The sequence below is a fragment of the Neorhizobium petrolearium genome, assembly GCF_017873175.1.
Taxonomy (GTDB): domain Bacteria; phylum Pseudomonadota; class Alphaproteobacteria; order Rhizobiales; family Rhizobiaceae; genus Neorhizobium; species Neorhizobium petrolearium.
In genome coordinates this window covers 374,191-390,599 of sequence record NZ_JAGGJW010000004.1, presented here as the reverse complement: position 1 = coordinate 390,599, position 16,409 = coordinate 374,191, and the positions used below count along the sequence as shown (strand labels likewise).

At 62.7% G+C, this 16,409-nt stretch carries 16 protein-coding genes; 12 read left to right on the top strand and 4 right to left on the bottom strand.

The window, feature by feature from the left end; genetic code table 11:
- Window positions 1-296: 296 nt before the first annotated feature.
- Complete coding sequence (locus J2046_RS10305) at window positions 297-923, bottom strand: DUF1062 domain-containing protein (RefSeq protein WP_210051575.1); 627 nt, start codon at window positions 921-923, stop codon at window positions 297-299.
- A gap of 397 nt (window positions 924-1,320) precedes the next feature.
- Between J2046_RS10305 and J2046_RS10300 the strand changes: the two genes are divergently transcribed.
- Window positions 1,321-1,731: a (R)-mandelonitrile lyase gene (locus J2046_RS10300; RefSeq protein WP_210051570.1), complete on the top strand. Its 411-nt coding sequence runs from the start codon at window positions 1,321-1,323 to the stop codon at window positions 1,729-1,731.
- Window positions 1,732-1,776: 45 nt separating this feature from the next.
- On the opposite strand, the gene J2046_RS10295 is transcribed toward J2046_RS10300, so the two are convergent.
- Window positions 1,777-3,393, bottom strand: a complete 1,617-nt coding sequence (locus J2046_RS10295; RefSeq protein ID WP_210051561.1) for a B12-binding domain-containing radical SAM protein — start codon at window positions 3,391-3,393, stop codon at window positions 1,777-1,779.
- Between the two features lie 238 nt (window positions 3,394-3,631).
- Between J2046_RS10295 and J2046_RS10290 the strand changes: the two genes are divergently transcribed.
- From J2046_RS10290 to J2046_RS10275, 4 genes are all read left to right on the top strand, one after another.
- Window positions 3,632-4,789: an endonuclease/exonuclease/phosphatase family protein gene (locus tag J2046_RS10290; protein WP_210051552.1), complete on the top strand. Its 1,158-nt coding sequence runs from the start codon at window positions 3,632-3,634 to the stop codon at window positions 4,787-4,789.
- 88 nt (window positions 4,790-4,877) lie between these two features.
- On the top strand, window positions 4,878-5,750 hold the full coding sequence (locus tag J2046_RS10285; protein WP_210051541.1) for an aldose 1-epimerase family protein: 873 nt from the start codon (window positions 4,878-4,880) through the stop codon (window positions 5,748-5,750).
- Window positions 5,751-5,941: 191 nt separating this feature from the next.
- Entirely contained in the window at window positions 5,942-7,780 is a 1,839-nt protein-coding gene (locus J2046_RS10280) for an ABC transporter ATP-binding protein (RefSeq protein ID WP_210051531.1), read from the top strand.
- Between the two features lie 112 nt (window positions 7,781-7,892).
- Window positions 7,893-8,702, top strand: a complete 810-nt coding sequence (locus tag J2046_RS10275; protein WP_210051521.1) for a class I SAM-dependent methyltransferase — start codon at window positions 7,893-7,895, stop codon at window positions 8,700-8,702.
- Between the two features lie 10 nt (window positions 8,703-8,712).
- Here the strand turns inward: J2046_RS10275 and J2046_RS10270 are convergent, their stop codons facing one another.
- Entirely contained in the window at window positions 8,713-9,177 is a 465-nt protein-coding gene (locus J2046_RS10270) for a cupin domain-containing protein (RefSeq protein ID WP_210051510.1), read from the bottom strand.
- A gap of 116 nt (window positions 9,178-9,293) precedes the next feature.
- Entirely contained in the window at window positions 9,294-9,704 is a 411-nt protein-coding gene (msrB, locus tag J2046_RS10265) for a peptide-methionine (R)-S-oxide reductase MsrB (protein ID WP_210051501.1), read from the bottom strand.
- A gap of 169 nt (window positions 9,705-9,873) precedes the next feature.
- Here msrB and J2046_RS10260 point away from each other — a divergent pair, with 169 nt between their 5' ends.
- From J2046_RS10260 to mnhG, 7 genes are all read left to right on the top strand, one after another.
- Window positions 9,874-12,225 (top strand): putative monovalent cation/H+ antiporter subunit A, encoded by a 2,352-nt coding sequence (locus J2046_RS10260; RefSeq protein WP_210051495.1) that lies wholly within the window; start codon window positions 9,874-9,876, stop codon window positions 12,223-12,225.
- 217 nt (window positions 12,226-12,442) lie between these two features.
- On the top strand, window positions 12,443-12,883 hold the full coding sequence (locus J2046_RS10255) for a Na+/H+ antiporter subunit B (RefSeq protein WP_210051491.1): 441 nt from the start codon (window positions 12,443-12,445) through the stop codon (window positions 12,881-12,883).
- Window positions 12,883-13,260 (top strand): Na+/H+ antiporter subunit C, encoded by a 378-nt coding sequence (locus J2046_RS10250; protein ID WP_037157644.1) that lies wholly within the window; start codon window positions 12,883-12,885, stop codon window positions 13,258-13,260. Before J2046_RS10255 ends, J2046_RS10250 begins: the two co-directional genes overlap by 1 nt.
- A 77-nt stretch (window positions 13,261-13,337) precedes the next feature.
- On the top strand, window positions 13,338-14,927 hold the full coding sequence (locus tag J2046_RS10245; protein ID WP_210051481.1) for a Na+/H+ antiporter subunit D: 1,590 nt from the start codon (window positions 13,338-13,340) through the stop codon (window positions 14,925-14,927).
- A complete protein-coding gene (locus J2046_RS10240; RefSeq protein WP_210051473.1) occupies window positions 14,924-15,397 on the top strand; it encodes a Na+/H+ antiporter subunit E in 474 nt (157 codons plus the stop codon). Before J2046_RS10245 ends, J2046_RS10240 begins: the two co-directional genes overlap by 4 nt.
- Window positions 15,394-15,798 (top strand): cation:proton antiporter, encoded by a 405-nt coding sequence (locus J2046_RS10235; protein ID WP_210051459.1) that lies wholly within the window; start codon window positions 15,394-15,396, stop codon window positions 15,796-15,798. Before J2046_RS10240 ends, J2046_RS10235 begins: the two co-directional genes overlap by 4 nt.
- Window positions 15,795-16,133: a monovalent cation/H(+) antiporter subunit G gene (mnhG, locus tag J2046_RS10230; RefSeq protein WP_210051457.1), complete on the top strand. Its 339-nt coding sequence runs from the start codon at window positions 15,795-15,797 to the stop codon at window positions 16,131-16,133. Before J2046_RS10235 ends, mnhG begins: the two co-directional genes overlap by 4 nt.
- Window positions 16,134-16,409 lie beyond the last annotated feature (276 nt).

Sequence of the window (16,409 nt, the reverse complement as noted above, 5' to 3'; positions counted from 1 at the left end):
GCCCCCTTTTGAGGGCAGGGTAATCGCATATGAACAAATATGCTGAGGCTTCTGTGGAATGATGAGGCGGGCAACACATTCCCTCTTCTCCCCAGCGGAGAGAAGATGCCCGAAGGGCAGATGAGGGGGCGAAGCCAAGTCTAGCGATGCGTTTGCCGTGTGTACACCCCCTCATCGCCTCGCTTTGCTCGGCACTTCTCCCCGCTGGGGAGAAGAGGGAGTAAGCTGCGCTTGCTCGGTTCCCCACATGCGATTGCCTGCTTTCGAGGGGGCGAACAGTATGCGGGGAGGGCGTATCAGCCGCCCATCGCCCGTCCGCCGACCGAAAGCCGTTCGGCCTCGTCGCGCAGGTCGAGTATGATGGTGGTGCCGTCGCAAATGCCGCGCTTCAGGGCATCCTTCCGCACCGGCTCGACCGTGATCTCGCCTGCCTTGAAGAGTTTTTGCAACCGGCTGCGCGAAAGGCCGAGTTCCGCCGCAAGCAGCCGGTCGAGCCTCAAGCCGGCGGGGAAGGGCAGTACAAGCGCGATGTGAATTTTCCACCAGTCCGCGAGGTCGCAAAGCGCCTGCCTGCGCACCTCGAATTCCTCGCTTTCCGCGATGCGGATTGCTTTGGTCCTCAGCGCGTCGGCGTCGAATTCGAGGCGCGCCACGAAATCCGGCGCGCTCGTCTGCAGGGCGTCGAGGAGAGTGGGATCGAGCGAGCGGACGCTTTGCCGCTCGAAGACCGGCCGGTTCCAGGTGGCGTCGCAGGTGGTGCATTTGTAGATGAGCCAGGCATCGAGCCGCTTGCCGTTGGCGTTGAGGCGGATGCGTCCGCTGGAGCGGAAGGGTTTATGCCCGCCGCAACCGCTGCAGGCGAGGATCGGTCGGGGTGGAGATTTCGGGATTATGGACCATTCGAGATGAAGGATAGTGCACATGCCGTTTTGATCTTCCGGTCGGGAAGTTCATGCGGGAAACGGCACTGGAGAAGCCCTTGATCGGGCGCGGCGTGGCGAAGGTCCGGACTTGAAGAAAAAGCGAAGCGTCGGATGTTCAGGGCGGCTTTTTCAAGAGCAGCACTGGCAGGTCAATGCCATACCGGTCTCAAGCCGCCACCCCGATGAACAGTTTTTCGCATGCGGCAGCCTTGCCGGCCTGCCCGCATGGAAGGGTGAAACTGTCGAGACCGGGGATTACTTAGGCAAACTGGACCTCAAAAACCGACGCTTGTGGGCGCAATGGATAACAAGATATCAGCGAAAGGCAAGCCCTGCCGTGAGGCGCCCATCCGCCCTATATGAGGCGGGAAGCAATGAAACAGCGAGGACTTGCACCATGGAGATCAAGCGTGGCGGATCGCAGCCGTCGAAAAGGCAGCCTGCGGAATATTTCACCGGTACGGTCCGTCTCGATCCGCTGAACGAGGCCGCGGCGCCGGCCCGGGCCGTCTGCGCCTCGGTCGCCTTCGAGCCCGGCGCCCGCACCAACTGGCATACCCATCCGCTCGGCCAGACACTCATCGTCACGGCGGGTTTCGGCCTGGTGCAGGTCTGGGGCGAGCCGATCCGGGTGATCCGCCCCGGTGACGTCGTCTGGTTCCCGCCTGGAGAAAAGCACTGGCATGGTGCGGCCCCTACGACCGCCATGACCCATATCGCCATCCAGGAGGCGCTGGACGGCAGGACGGCCGACTGGCTGGAGCCGGTCGCCGACGCGGAATATGCGGGCGCGATCGCCGCGGATTGACGGATGACTCGGAAAGCGGATGGCACCGCTGGAACGCAGCGCGTTTCAGGCCGGTCGCAGTTCGCCTTCCCAGGCATTGTCGGGAACGATGCGGGAGGCTTCCTCGATCGCGCCGATCTGCGAGGAGATCTCCCTGCCGATATACTGGCTGAAGGGGCCGAGATGGGCGTAGAGTATCGCCATCTTGAACATGTGCGGAAGCGCTGCCGGATTGGAGAATAGGCCCCTGGCGATCATCAGGGCCATCTGCCCGGCAAATTTCGGGCGCCTCACCGTGGCAGCCACGGTGAAATACAGGAACCGCCGGGTGTCCACCCAGGTGCGGCCCCAATTGAAGCCTCCCTTGATGTGTTTCACGCGCAGCTTCCGGCCGACACGCGAAACCCGGCCGAAAAATGCCTGTGGCGTATAGATGGCGGAAACGACCCGATGATAGTCCCGCAAGATATCGATCCGCGGACGTCTCGTCGCGAAATTGAGCCCGGACACGCACTGGTCGGCGCTCCCGTCGTCCATGTCGACCGCATGCCCGGAATGGAGCCGGCCTTCCTTCTCGAGCCGGGTGGTAAGCTGCGTGTTGGGCAGGGCATAAAGCAGGCCGACCATGCTCACGGGGATCGACGCATCCTCGATCAGCGCGGTCATCCGTCCGCCGGCGCCCGGCGTTTCGTCGTCGAAGCCGAGGATGAACCCGGCGATCACGACGATGCCGGCAGCGTAGATCTTGTCGATGCTGGCGACGATGTCGCGCCGCGTGTTCTGCTTTTTCTGCGTTGCCCTGAGGACCTCCTCGTCGGGGCTTTCGATGCCGACGAACACCGTGAAGAAACCCGCTTCCGCCAGAAGGTCGAGCAGCGCCTTGTCGTCGGCGAGGTTGAGCGAGGCTTCCGTCGAGAACTCGAAGGGATAGTGCCGCGCCCTTTGCCATTCGATGAGCGTGGGCAGGAATGCCTTCACGGCCTTCTTGTTGCCGATCAGGTTGTCGTCCACGAAGTCGACATGGCCGCGATAGCCGAGCGTGTAGAGCGCGTCGAGCTCGGCGAGGATCTGCACGGCCGTCTTGGTGCGGGGAACGCGCCCGTAGAGTTCGATGATATCGCAGAATTCGCAGGTGAACGGACAGCCGCGGGAAAACTGAATCCCGATGAATGTATAGTTCGAAAACTTGAGGAGATCGAAGCGCGGAACCGGCGTCCGCGTGACGTCCGCCTGGAATTTCGGCGCCAGGAAGTCGCCCTTCTTTTCCCCTCCGCTCCAGGCTGCCACGAAGGCGTCGATGACGTCTTCAGCCTCCCCCAGGACACGGAAATCGGCGCTCGCATAAAGCTCCGGGCTCGAGGTTGCATCCGGGCCGCCGACCGCGACCGGCTTGCCGGCCGCATGCGCCAGATCGATGATGTGGAGGACGTCGATCTGCTGGGGTAGCATGCCTCCGGTCAGCACCAGGTCGGCCCAGTCGATGTCGCCGCCGGAGAGTTCCTCCACGTTGCGGTCGATGAGCCTGAGTTCCCAATCCTGCGGCAACATCGCCGCAATGGTGATCAGGCCGAGCGGCGGAGCCGGATAGCGCGCGCCGATAAGCGTGCAGGCTTCCCGGAAATTCCAGAAGGATGCGCCGGTGAACCTTGGATATACGAGCAAGACCCTCGCTTGTCGCCGCATTCTCTAGTCTCCCGGATGAGGAAAAGATGTAGGCACTTCGATCAGTCGCTGGTGATGCCGCACTATATCGTTTCAAAGCCGGGGGGCAAGCGCGGACTTTCCCCGAGGTGCAGCCGCAGGCGGGATGCAGGGCCATGAAGGGGGCGACTTAAAAGTGTAGCGAAACTGGTTTATGGTCCTCCGGCTGCAACTGTCGGTGCCATGCCGTGATCACGCATGGCGGATCGGGGAGGGGACGATGGTGAACTATGGTGGCCTGCGTTTCGATTTCAAGGAGCCGGGGGCGGCCAAGCGCTGCGCCGAGCGACTGGTCGCGATGCGCAAGACGCTCGCACCGCTGCGGGCGCGCAAGAAGGACAGTTCGCTGCTTCTGGCGACCTGGAACATCCGAGATTTCGATTCCAACGATTTCGGTTTCGGCCCGCGCCTTCCGGAGACCTTCTATTACATCGCCGAGATGATCTCCTGCTTCGATCTCGTGGCGGTCCAGGAGGTCAATCGCGATCTTTCCGCGCTGCAGAAGGTGATGCGCATCCTCGGTCGCGAATGGGACTATATCGCCACCGACGTGACGGAGGGCACCAGCGGCAACGGCGAACGCATGGCCTTCGTCTACAACACCGAGAAGGTCTGGTTCCGCAAGATCGCCGGCGAGATCGTGCTGCCGGACGGCCAGCTCGTGGTTTCGCGCAAGAAGGTGAAGGCGCCGAAGGACCAGCCGGATATCGAGCCGAAGATCGAGGAGATGAAGCAGCAGTTTGCCCGCACGCCCTTCCTCGTCGCCTTCCAGTCCGGCTGGTTCCGCTTCAGCCTTTGCACGGTACATATCTATTTTGGCGACGATTCCGGCGAGAAACTGAAGCGCCGCGTCGCCGAGATCGAGCGGCTGGTGGATTTCTTCGCCAAGCGGCAGGACAAGGAGAGGAAGCTTACCGGCGAGGGCATGAAACCGCTCGACCGCGGCCGCGAGGCGGAAAACTATATCCTGCTCGGCGATTTCAACGTGGTCAGCCCCGAGCACGAGACCATGCAGGCGCTGGCGGCCAACGGGTTCGAGGTGCCGGAGGAGATCGACGGCGCGCATATGCCGAACCGGGATCATTTCTATGACCAGATCGCCGTGCGCGCGACGGACGAGCATTTCAAGGTTCTGGGTGGCGGCATTGTCGATATGTATGCCGACGTCTTCCGTTCCACGCCGGAGGATATGGAACTGTACGAGAAATTCGTCCCGAAGAAGGACCCGGAGAAGAACGAGAAGTTCCGGGCCACAACGCCGCAAAAGCTCTACGAGAAATGGCGCACCTGGCAGATGTCGGATCATTCTCCGCTGTGGATCGAGATCCAGACGGACTTTGCCGAAAGCTACCTGAAGAACATCGTCGACGGCAAATGACGGCGGCCGCCGCCGACGGGCGCGGTCATCGAATGGCAACTTTTCCCCGCCAGGCTGTCAGGTGAATCAGCCGCCGAGAGGAAAGAGCATGTCCGACACCGTCCGCATTGAAAATCGCTCCCTCGCCGTCGAGGTTTCTTCGCTGGGTGCGGAAATGCAGTCGCTCACCACGGCGGATGGCCGGTCATGGCTCTGGAACGGCGATGCTGCTTTCTGGAGCGGCCGCTCGCCGATCCTCTTTCCCATGGTCGGCAAGGCGCCGGAAAACCGGGTCAGTGTCGAGGGCAAGGCCTACGAAATGAGCCAGCACGGCTTTGCCCGGAGAGCCGAATTCGCACTCGCCACGTCGACCGATACGACGTGCCGCCACGAGCTTTCCGCCTCGGATGCGACGCGCGCCGTCTACCCGTTCGAATTCCTGCTGGCGATAACCCACGCCGTCGATGGTCCGAAGCTGACGGTCTCGGCGGAAGTCGAAAATCGCGATACGCGGCCGATGCCCTTCGGCCTCGGTTTCCACCCGGCTTTCCTCTGGCCGCTGCCGGGCGGCGAGGGCCGTGCCCATGCCGTCATCCTCGACAACGGCGCCGAGCCCGCGCTCGTCAGGCTGGAGGGCGGGCTGGTGAAGCCGGAAAGGCTGCCGTCGCCCTTCAGGGCGGGCAGGCTCAGCCTCGACCATGCGATGTTCGAGAAGGACGCGATGATCTTTCCGGAAGGCGCGGGCGACGGCCTCACCTATGCGGCCGAGGGCGGTCCGGCATTGAAATTCTCCTTCGAGAACCTGCCGAACCTGGCGCTCTGGCAGAAGGCCGGTGCGCCCTATGTCTGCATCGAACCGTGGCACGGCACGGCCGCCGAACTCGACGGCCCGGACGATCTGGCAAAGCGCCCCTACGGGATGATTCTGGAGCCGGGCGACAAGGCGCGCTTTGCCTTTACGGTCGAGCTTCCGGCATCATAGAAGCCTTGCTGCGACGGACATCCGCCTGTTGCTCGCGGACGACACCCCGTTCGTTTTTCAAGGGCTGCATTGAGATCGCGACGGTTGTCTGCGATGATTGGCGCTCATTTCCTCCGAGCTTTGGGAGACTGACATGAAAGCGATCCTGTCCAACCAGAAAGGAAACATCGCCCACAAGGACATTTCGCATCATGCACACGCTGTTCCCGCGCGCGAGGAAAAGCCCGCCGCGCCATAAGCCCTTTCTCCAGTATTTCCGCGACCCTTCCGGCACCGCTGACCGCGAGCGCCGCCTTTCGCGCCTGCGCAAGTTCCTGTCCTATTACCGCCCGCACCTGCCACTGCTTCTGGCGGATCTCTTTTGCGCGATCCTCGTCGCCGGCACGGCGGTGGCCCTGCCGCTCTGCGCCAATCTCGTCACCAGCCGCCTTCTTGCCCTGTCCGAGGCGCCGAACGCTTACGGCGAGGTGCTGGCCGTCGGCGGCGTCATGCTGGCCATCCTGGCGATCCAGACCGTCGCCATCTTCTTCGTCGATTATCGTGGGCACATGATGGGCGCCTGCATCGAGGCGGATGTCCGGCAGGAGCTTTTCGATCATTGCCAGAAGCTCTCGTTCAGCTTCTACGACCGGCAGCGCACCGGCCAACTGATGAGCCGCATCACCAGCGATTCCCTGTGGCTTGGCGAGCTCTTCCACCACGGCCCCGAAGATCTCTTCATCGCCGTGCTCAAATATAGCGGCGCGATGCTGGTGCTGTTCTTCATCGATCCGCCGCTCGCCGGCCTCATCCTGCTGCTGACCCCGGTGGCTGTCGTTTACGCGCTCCATTTCAACGGGCGAATGAACCGCGCGCTCGACGCCAGCAAGCGTCAGATCGCCGCCGTCAACGAGCGCGTCGAGGATGCACTGGCGGGCATTCGCGTCGTCCAGTCCTTTGCCAACGAGGCGCTGGAGAGGCAACGTTTCGCCGAACAGAACCGGCGGTTCCTGCAAAGCCGCAACGATGGCTATCGCAGCGAGGCGTGGTTTTCGGCCGGCACCGAAACCTTCGCGCAACTTGTCACCATACTGGTGATCGTGGTGGGCGGCCTGCGCATCCTCATGGCGGAACTGACCGTCGCCGACCTCCTCACCTTTCTGCTCTGCGTGGCTGTGCTGGTTGATCCGGTCAAGCGGCTCGCCAATTTCGTGCGCCTCTGGCAGGAGGGCTATACCGGCTTCGTCCGCTCCATGGAGATTCTCGACGTCGCCCCGGACATCGCCGAGCGGCCGCAGGCCCGCCCCATGCCGGAACCGAGGGGCGAAATCCGGTTCTCGGACGTCACGTTCGGTTATGAGGCCGATGGCCCCAGGGTCCTGAACCGGCTTTCGCTGACGATTGCGCCGGGCGAGTTCGTGGCGCTCGTCGGGCCTTCCGGGGTGGGCAAGAGCACGCTATGCGCGCTCATCCCGCGCTTCTATGATGTGGAGGCCGGGGCGATCCTGATCGACGGCACCGATATCCGCGATGTGACGCTGGCGTCGCTCAGGCGCCATGTCGGCGTGGTGCAGCAGGAGGTCTACCTCTTCGCGGGAACCGTGGCGGAAAATCTCCGCTATGGCCGGCCCGGCGCAACCGACGCCGAAGTCGAGGCCGCGGCGCGGGCCGCCAACGCGCACGACTTCATCATGGCTCTGCCCGACGGTTACGATACTGATATCGGCCAGCGCGGCGTCAAACTCTCGGGCGGCCAGCGCCAGCGCCTCACCATCGCCCGCGCGTTCCTCAAGAATCCGGCGATCCTGATCTTCGACGAGGCGACCAGCGCGCTCGACAACGAGAGCGAGCGGGCGGTGCAGCAGGCGCTGCTCAGCCTGGCGGAAGGCCGCACCACGCTGGTCATCGCCCACCGCCTCTCCACCGTGCGCCATGCCGACCGCATCCTGGTCCTGACCGGCAACGGCATCGTCGAGGAGGGCAGTCATGACCGCCTCATGGCGCGGAACGGCGTCTACGCCGGCCTGCACCGCGTGCAGGCGAGCATCTGAACGCCGGCTCCGCCTTATTGTTGAGGAAAAGCCGTTTCGTACAGCCTTAAGACGCTGTTTCGCGCACGGAATGGGGGGCGTATCATGTGGCCTTGGTCTATCGGAGGACATCATGGCCAGGGCTTCGCGGCATGACGCCTGGCGGGCGGGCGACAGCTACGATCTTTATATGGGCCGATGGAGCCGCAAGGTCGCCCCCCGCTTCCTGGAATGGCTGCATCCCGCCGCGGGTCTGGACTGGGTGGATGTCGGCTGCGGCACCGGAGCGCTTTCCTCGGCAATTGTCTCGGGCTACGATCCGAAAAGCCTGGTCGGCCTCGATCCTTCGGAAGGGTTTCTGGAAAAGGCCCGCCTCAACGTGCCAGATCCGCGGGCCGAATTCCGGTTGGGCGATGCGCAAATGCTCGCGATGCCGTCGGATGTCGCCGACATCGTCGTGTCCGGCCTGATGCTTAACTTCGTTCCGAGGCGGGAGGAGGCATTGCGCGAGATGGCGCGCGTGGCGCGCCCGGGCGGCAGGGTCGCGTTCTATGTCTGGGATTACCCGGGTGGCGGCGTGGAGTTCATGCGTGCCTTCTGGATGGCTGCCGTCGACCTCGACCCCGCGGCGCAGGATCTGACCGAGAACCGCCGCTTTCCCTTCTGCACGCGTGACAATCTCGCCCATCTCGCAAGACAGTCGGGCCTGGCGGAGGTGGAAGACGAAGAGATCGAGATTGCGACGCGCTTTGAGAGTTTCGACGATTTCTGGCGACCATTCACATTGGGAACGGGGCCTGCGCCCGCATATTGCGCCAATCTTCCCGCCGACAGACGGCGGAAGCTCAGGGAAAAGCTGAAAGCAAATCTGCCCTATGCCGACGACGGCTCCATTCCGTTCAAGGCTAGGGCATGGGCCGTGCGCGGCCGGGCGGTGGAATGACAGCGCCGGTTCAGCCGGGCCCAGGATAGGGCGTGCCGTCCTTGTGCACGAACCGGCCGTCGGCATTGGCGCTCATCATGTCTATGTCGGAGCAGGTGATGATGTCGGCGGGCTGGCGCGAGCCGATTTCGAGATAGACCGCCATCGCACGTGATCTGTTGATCATGTGATGGCCGTTGCCGGAGCCTTTCGGAAAGGCCGCGCAATCGCCGGCGCGCAATATCGTCTCGTCGTCGTCCTCGATCAGCGTCAGTTCGCCTTCGAGTACATAGACGAATTCGTCCTCGTGCGAGTGCCAGTGGCGCTGGCTCGACCAGTTGCCGGGAGGCAGGCGCATGAGATTGATGCCGAAATCGGTGAGCCCGCCGGCATCGCCGAGGCGCTGCCGCACGCGTCCGGCACAGGGGGCGTCGAATGGCGGCGGATAGCCCGAGCTTTTATATTTGGGAACGGTGGCGATATCGATCTTGGGCATGACGGACGTCTTCCTGCGGTCGGTGCAGAACTACCTATCATGACCCTTGAGGGGAGGCCATGCTCGTCATGACTTCCCCGGGCCGCTGGCCGGGGAAGCATCCGTAGTCCGGCGGTTTATTTCAGCGGCTCGAAGGTCATTGCGTGGCCGTTGATGCAGTAGCGCAGTCCCGTCGGCGGCGGACCGTCCGGAAAGACGTGGCCGAGATGCCCGCCGCAATTGGCGCAGCGCACTTCGGTGCGGACCATGCCGTGCGATATGTCGCGGTGCTCGGTCACCGCCCCGGGCTTCACCGGCTCGAAATAGCTCGGCCAGCCGCAACCCGAGTCAAATTTCGTGTCGGAGATGAACAGTTCCTCGCCACAGCCGGCACAGCGATAGAGGCCTTTTTCCTTCGCGTTCCAGAAAGGACCGGTAAAGGCCCGTTCGGTGCCGGCCTGCCTCAGGATACGGTACTGCTCCGGCGAAAGCTGTTCGCGCCATTCAATATCGCTCTTTTGGATTTTCGGATTGGTCACATCGGACATCGCTTCAGATTCCTTTCGTTTTTCCTTTAGATAGGCATCCGGGGCGTTGACGAAAAGTCGCGTTTCTGTGTGTTCCGTCCGGTTATGCTTGAGATGGGGGATTCTTTACCCTAGAAAGCCATTTCCTCCCGGCGGTTGGTCGGTTCTCGCGGTTTCAAAAGGAGATGGCATGGCTGCCAATGTGCCGGCATTGACATTCGTTGTCCTGTTCCTCCCCTTTATGGGCGCCGTTTTTGCTCCTGTTCTCATCCGCCGGTTTGGTGACAAGGCGGCCTGGCTGTTGGCTCTGGCGCCGTTTTTCGCCTTTCTGCACTTCTGCGGCTTCCTGTCCGAAGTCGCCGCAGGCGAAGTCGTGACGGGCGGTTATGCCTGGGCGCCGAGCTTCAACCTATCCTTTTCCTGGTTCCTTGATGGCCTGTCGCTCACCTTTGCTCTGCTGATCACCGGCATCGGCACGCTGATCGTGATCTATTCCGGCGGCTATATGAAGGGCCATCCGGATCAGGGCCGTTTCCTGTCCTTCATCCTCCTGTTCATGGGGGCGATGCTCGGCCTTGTCGTGTCCGACAGTTTCCTGATGCTCTTCGTTTATTGGGAGCTGACCTCCATCACCTCCTTCCTGCTGATCGGCTTCGATCACGGGCGGGAGAAGGCGCGCCGCGCCGCGCTGCAGGCGCTGGTGGTCACCGGCGGGGGAGGGCTCTGCCTGCTCGCCGGCCTTGTCTTCCTCTGGAACATCACCGGCGTGACCCAGCTTTCGCTGCTCGTCCACATGGAAGACGGCCTGCGCGAAAGCCCGTTCTATCTCGCGACGCTTCTTCTGGTGCTCGGCGGCGCCTTCACCAAATCCGCGCAGTTTCCCTTCCATTTCTGGCTGCCGAACGCCATGGAAGCGCCGACGCCGGTCTCGGCCTATCTTCATTCGGCCACCATGGTGAAGGCCGGCGTTTATCTTCTGATGCGGCTCAATCCGGTCATGGGCGCGACGCCAGCCTGGGAAATCCTGCTGCCCTTCTTCGGCGGTATCACGCTGATTGCCGGCACCTTCCTCGCCGTCCGTCAGGTGGATATGAAGCTGATGCTGGCCTATACGACCATGGCCTCGCTCGGCCTGCTCGTCATGCTGACGGGGTTCGGGGCGCCGCATGCGGTTGAGGCGGCGGTGCTTTATCTCGTCGCGCATTCGTTGTTCAAGGGCGGCTTCTTCATGGTGGTGGGGACCGTGGACCACGAAGCGGGAGACCGCAACGTGACCCAGCTTCGCGGGCTCCGATCCGCCATGCCGATCACCTTCGCGGCGGCAATGCTCTGTGCCCTTTCGATGGGCGGCCTGCCGCTCTTCTTCGGCTTTCTCGCCAAGGAAGAAATCTATGCCGCCCTTGCGGCCGGCAATCCGCGTGCCGTCTTCTTTACCGGTCTTGCAGTGATCGGCAATGCCTTGATGTTTGCGGTGGCCTTCGCCATCGCCATCAGGCCCTTTTTCGGGCCGCCCAGCGCGAATCCGAAATCGGCTCACGAAGGGCCTGTCGCCCTCTGGCTGGGGCCGGCCGTCCTGGCCGTGCTGGGGCTGCTCGGAGCACTGTTTTCCGGCCTTGCGCATCACTACGTTTCCTCGCCCATGGCAAGCGCTGTCTCCGGCGAAAAGGTGGTGATCGATATCACCACCGTGCCGCATCTCGGGATGCCGCTCGTTCTCTCGGTCATCACCATAGGGCTTGGCGTGTTCGTCTTCTGGCGGCTGGACGGCGCCCGCGCACTGATGGTCCGTGTGCTGGAAAATCTGGGGCCCGGACCGGATCTCGGTTTCGATCATTTCGTCTCCGGGCTTGTCCGGCTTTCGGTCGCCATCACCCGCTTCGTGCAGCCCGGAAGGCTGGAGGTCTACATGACCGCCACGTTCATCCTTCTGGCGCTGACGCTGCTGGTTCCTCCCGTCGTCTTCGACGAATTGCCGGGCATGCCGGCCTGGCCGGGCAGCGTTCTTCCACAGGAGGCGGCGTTTCTGGCGATCGCGCTGATCGGCATTTTCGCGGTGCTGAGGGCGAAGGACCGGCTGACGGCGATCGTCTCGCTCGGCATCCAGGGCTTTGCCGTCGCGGTGATCTTCCTGCTGTTCGGCGCGCCGGACCTTTCCTTCACGCAGTTCATGGTGGAGACGTTGTCGGTCGTCATCCTGGCGCTGGTCATGACGCGGCTTCGGCTTTCGCCTGCGGATCATCGGCCGCGCAGGCAATTGCTCTTCGATGCGTGCGTTGCGGTCGCCTGTGGGCTCGGCTTCGGGCTCCTGCTCTTGAAGTCTGTTGAGGCGTCGTTCGATAATCTGCTGACCGATTTCTTCAATGCCTATTCCAAGGTGATCGCCCATGGCGCCAACGTCGTGAACGTCATCATCGTCGATTTCCGCGGCACGGATACGCTGGGCGAGATCGCCGTGGTGATGGTGACCGGCCTTGCGGTCCTCGCGCTGATCCGGGTGCGGGCGGGGAAGGCTGCGGTTTCGCAAGAGGAGGAAGGGCGATGAGATATGTCGATTACCCCCCTCTGTCATACCGGACATCTCCCCCGCAAGGCGGGAGATCGATTCGCTGTGGCGTCTCGCCCTCAACGGGCGTTGACGATGGAGGGAAGCCGGCGCGTCCGGCCAATCTCCCCACCTGTGGGGAAGATACCCGGCAGGGCAGAGGGGGGCGGTCTTGCTCAGAGGCGAAAGCATGGAGCGCGGCGAGAGGTGTTCAGCCATGAACACCCTCATCCTGCGCACGGTCGCCCCCGTACTCACCGCCCTGATGCTTTTGTTTTCGATTTTCGTGCTGCTGCGCGGCCATAACGAGCCGGGCGGCGGCTTCATCGGCGGGCTGATCGCCGCCTCGGCGCTGGCGATCTACGGCATCGCCTTCGGGGTCGCCGCGGTGCGCCGTGCCATCCGCTTCCATCCGATGGCAATCGCAGGTGCCGGGCTTTTTATCTCGACGCTCTCCGGCCTCATCTCGATTTTCTTCGGCGTGCCCTTCATGACCGGCCTCTGGATCTATCCCGTGTTCTTCGACGTCGAAGTGCCGCTGGCGACCGTCATATCCTTCGATCTCGGCGTCTATCTTGTCGTGCTGGGCGCCATCACCTCGATCGCGCTTGCGCTCGAACAGGAACCGGGACCGGAAACAGGCGGGGAGGAAGGCTGATGGAAGCGCTTTTTGCCATCCTGATCGGGCTGTTCTTCGCCGCCGCAGTCTATCTTCTATTGTCGAAGCATACGGTGCGCATGCTGCTCGGCATCGTTTTGCTCGGCAATGCGGTGAACCTGCTTCTTTTCACCACCGGCCGGCTGACGCGCGAAGTTCCGCCGATCATCCCGACGGGCATGGACCAGCTTCCGGCCGGCACAGCAAACCCGCTGCCGCAGGCGCTCATCCTGACGGCGATCGTGATCTCCTTCTCCTTCTTCGCCTTCCTCCTGGTGCTGACCTATCGCGCCTACCAGGAGCTCGGCACCGACAATACGGACGAGATGCGCCTCGCCGAGCCGCGGGACGAAGAGCGTCCGCCGATGGGGTATTGAGTGATGCAGTTTGCGACAGATACCCTCCGGATCGTTAAGCATGCGGGGCAACAGCCGCTGGCGGAGGTGCGCATCTGATGGCGACTCCCTCCACCGTTCCCGTCGATCTTTCCGCAGCATTGGTCCTTGCACCCGTGCCGCTTGCCGATTGGCTGGTGGTTCTGCCCGTGGCATCGATGATCGCGTTCGGCGCGCTCCTGATGATGGTCCGCAAATCCGTTCGCCTGCAGGGCACGATCGCGATTGCCGGCCTCGCGCTGCTCGTCCTTCTGGATGCCGGGCTGCTCTGGCGCGTCATGGTTCACGGTCCGGTCACCATGGTGATGGGCCGCTGGCTGCCGCCGTTCGGCATTGCCTTCACCGCCGATCTCTTCGGTGCCGTCATGGCGCTCGTGTCAGCCGTCGTGGCGCTCGCCGCCGGCATCTTCGCGCTCACCGACATTGATGCGAGCGGCCGCCGCTACGGCTTCTTTCCCTTCCTGATGCTGCTGATGGCCGGCGTCACAGGTGCGTTTCTCACCGGCGACATCTTCAACCTCTACGTCTGGTTCGAGGTGCTGCTGATCGCCTCCTTCGGCCTCCTGATCCTGGGGTCCGAACCCGAGCAGATCGACGGCGCGCTGAAATATGCCATCCTCAACCTGATCGGCACGACGCTGTTCCTGATCGCGGTCGGATATCTCTATGCGATCTTCGGCACGCTCAACATGGCTGATATCGCGAGGAAGGCGGGGACCTTGCGCGAGACGGCGCCGCTGACGACGCTGACGGCGCTCTTCATCTTCGCCTTTGCGATGAAGGCGGCCGCCTTTCCGGTGAATTTCTGGCTGCCGGCCTCCTATCACACGCCGCGCATCGTCGTGTCGGCCCTGTTCGGGGGCCTGCTCACCAAGATCGGCATCTATGCGCTGATCCGCGTCACCGTCATGCTGCTTCCCGTCGAGCGGGAGGAACTGAGCCTGATGATCGCGGTCTCGGCGGCGCTGACCATGCTGATCGGGGCGCTCGGCGCGCTTGCCCAGAACGATATCCGCAAGCTTGTCGGTTATCTGGTGATCGCGGGCATCGGCAACATGATGGCAGGTGTCGCGATCGGCACGCCGGCGGCTGTCAGCGGCGCGATCCTCTATGCCCTGAATTCCGTGGCGACGATGACCGCGCTTTATCTGGTGGCGGGCGAAGCCGCCCGGCTTGCCGGCGCCTGGTCGCTTTCGGGGCTCGGCGGGCTTTATCGCCGGGCGCCATGGTTCTCGGCCGCTTCGTTTGCCTTCTTCCTGGCCGCTGCCGGCCTGCCGCCGCTTGCCGGCATGTGGCCCAAGGTGGTGCTGCTCAAAGCCTCGCTCGACATTGGCGCGTGGTGGCTGGCGGCGTCGATCCTCGTCTCCGCCTTTGTCATCACCCTGGCGCTCGGCCGCGTCTTCCTGCTCGCCTATTGGCGGCCGCTTTCCGGACCGGCTCCCAAAATGCCCGGCGAGGATGCACCCGCCGGCGACTGGCGCATTGTCCTGCCGCTCGGCGCCCTGACCTTCCTCGTCGTCCTGTTCGGCCTGCTGCCGGAACCGCTGCTGGATCTTACCCAGAGGGCCGCGACGAATCTCGCCGATCCGGCGGCCTATATATTGTCCGTCTTTCCCCAGTCAGCGATAGAGCGGGGTGCCCTGCCGTGATCATCTTCATCCTGTCGCTTGTCCTGGCCATAATCTGGGCCGCTATTACCGGCAGCGCGACGCTGCACAACCTGATCTTCGGTTTTGTGCTTTCGACGCTGTCGCTGTGGGTCGTGCGCGAACAGATGAGCGCCCGCGGCTATTGGCGGCGGCTCGGGCGCATCCTGTCGCTTCTTCTACTGTTCTTCAAGGAACTGGCGCTTTCGGCCTGGAAGGTGGCGGTCCTGGTCGTCAGTCCGCGCATGGACCTGAAGCCCGGCATATTCGCCTTCCCGCTGACGGTCGACCGGGATTTCGAGATTACGCTGCTTGCCAATCTCATCACGCTCACCCCTGGCACATTGTCGGTCGATGTCTCCGAGGATCGCAAGATACTCTTCGTGCATGCGATCGACTGTTCGGATACCGATGCGACGGTGAGGGATATCGCGGGCGGTTTCGAGAGGAAGATCATGGAGGCATTCCGGTGACGGCGGCAGAAACGATCCTTTCCTGGACAGTGTGGGGGGCACTCCTGATACTCGGCCTCTCCTTCCTCCTGACGGTCTGGCGGGTGGTCAAGGGTCCTACGCTTCCCGACCGGGTTCTGGCGCTCGACATGCTGGTCGGCATTGTCATCGGCTTCATCGCGCTGATCGCCATCCGCACCGGCTTCACGCTTTATATCGATATCGCGATCTCGCTCGGTCTTGTCGGTTTTCTGGCGACCGTTGCATTTGCCCGTTTCATCCTATCGCGCGTCCGGCGGGAGGAAACACCGCAAGGACCGCACATGAGGCTCATCGCGGCTCCATCCGCGCGCCGGCGAAAGCCGGCGGGCAAGCGCAAGGACGGCGCCGGGCCGGCCGTGCGGAGAAAGGCAGCAAAATGATCGGTACGCTCGTTGCCATCCTCACCGCTCTCATCGTCCTCGTCGGGGCAGGATTCGTCCTGGTTGCGGCGATTGGCATCAATCGCCTGCCGGACCTCTACACCCGCATGCATGCTGCCTCCAAGGCCGGCACGGTCGGATCCGGCCTCATGCTTCTGGCGGTCGGCCTGCATGCCGGCGATCTTGCGACATTCGCGCGTGCGATCGCGGGCTTCTTTTTCTTTGTCCTGACGGCTCCGGTCTCGGCGCATTTGCTCGCAATGGCGGCTCATAAGGTCGGATACAATCTTTCCGAGTTATCCGTGCGTGATGAAATGAATGAATACCGGGAATGAATATAGTCTGTCAGAAACGAGTTATAAGCTTGTCATAACTGAGAAAGCACTCGTCTATCCGGCAGTAACGCTGCTTTATGCGTTCTATAGCCGGCAGAAAGTCCGGCCTTAGGTAAAAATCGCACTTGGACATTTGGCGAAGCAGTGCTACTTCATGAATAGTAGAGTGCAGATGTTGTTCTAGATTAGGCGTCACCTCGTTAATTCGATAGAGTCGACAAGTTTTTCAGACTGAAAAACGGGTGAAGGTCGATGACGAGGCTGATTTCAGTCGAA